Here is a 1,419-nt window from a genome sequence, read left to right as displayed (position 1 = left end):
GGCCAGCTGGCTGCGGCCCCTCAGCTTCAACGTTAGCCATCGCAAAAACATGGTTTTCCACCTGCTCATGCTGATCCTCCTGACGATCCCAGACGTTGGTTTGGCCGCGGAGGAAATTGCTCCAAAGCCCGGGACGTTCTGTTGGCCCATGCACTACGCGGGAGTTGTAGCAGGAACAACGCAAGACAAGCACGTCGTTCGATTGCTTGGTCACGGTGCACACAGGCCCAAAGAATCTGAAGGCGTCCGATACTACGTGGACTCAGGCGCGAAGATGACTATGAAGATATCCACCTTCACGGATGGAGTCGTTGGCGAAATTGCGTTGGAGCATGGCGTAAGTCACCACCTCACAAAAGGCGAGCGCGTCCGCGCGGTCACAAAGAGCCTTGAGTCCAGCGAAGGATTTGGAAACTGGCATGCCTTGAGGCTTGGTTCAACCCGAGAGGAAGTCCAGGCCAACCTTGGACTGCCTGCAGAGACTACCGGACCAGACGTATGGGTGTTCAACGCCGAATGCACTTGTGAGTTACCGCAGTACCTCACGCTTCACTTTGAAGAGGGCAAGGTTTCGCGCGTAGTCTTCTCCGCGCCGCCGGGCTAAGGCGATGGCTAACCTGTCGCTCGAGTGGACCTCCGCCAGCTGGCCGCGCTGCGCTGCCTGTATATTTTCAGCTCCGCGCGGCCAGCTGGCTGCGGCCCCTCAGCTCGAACGTTAGGCTTCACATGAACGACCTTCTCGCGCTCGCCACTGCAGTACGCGAACGTTACTTGGAAGCGCTGCGTGGATCACTGACCGCGTTCACGGGCGAGCATCAGCCTTCCGCGCCTGAGGTCATGTTCGAACTACAGCGAGACGCGGCACGACCTTATCGTCTGTACAGGGCAGACATGGCGGCGAATAAGGATGGCGCTCCGATAATCCAGGAAGTTAATCCCTCAACACATCTCAGCTTCGAGCCTTTTGGCGTGGAGATCACCGAAGGTGTGACTGCTGCCGTCAGCCCCTTTGTGTGGAACGACATCGGAATCCAGATCAACACGACAATGCCAGCCGAGCCCGTTGAAGATTGGGCGATGAAGTGGCTAGATCTAGAAGACCAATCACCCAAAGACGAACACGGTTTGCAAGGCGTCATCCACTCCATCGTCCGAGAGGACCCAGTGGACGGTAGCACCCTTCTCACAATCGACTTTGGCTCTGCACCAGTGGGGGCGCTACGAGAGTTCATCGAGCTGGTTTTCAATGCCGGTGCATCGCATGTTTCTATTTACTCCGAGACGCTGCAGTGAGGCCTAACCGGTCGCTCGAGTGGACCTCCGCCAGCTGGCCGCGCTATGCTGCCTGTATATTTTCAGCTTCGCGCGGCCAGCTGGCTTCGGCCCCTCAGCTCGAACGTTAGAGCGCAAGACCACATG

At 57.6% G+C, this 1,419-nt stretch carries 2 protein-coding genes; both read left to right on the top strand.

The features are described from left to right. Positions 1-604, top strand: a 604-nt coding sequence (locus tag LNV09_RS24595; RefSeq protein WP_263559699.1) for a hypothetical protein, incomplete at its 5' end; no start/stop codon positions are given. 122 nt (positions 605-726) lie between these two features. After that, complete coding sequence (locus tag LNV09_RS24590) at positions 727-1,293, top strand: hypothetical protein (RefSeq protein ID WP_263559698.1); 567 nt, start codon at positions 727-729, stop codon at positions 1,291-1,293. The last annotated feature ends 126 nt before the right edge of the window (positions 1,294-1,419 follow it).

The sequence above is a fragment of the Paucibacter sp. B2R-40 genome (assembly GCF_025717555.1).
Taxonomy (GTDB): domain Bacteria; phylum Pseudomonadota; class Gammaproteobacteria; order Burkholderiales; family Burkholderiaceae_C; genus Paucibacter_A.
The sequence above is the reverse complement of the archived record's forward strand: the minus strand, read 5'-3'. Positions and strand labels throughout refer to the sequence as shown.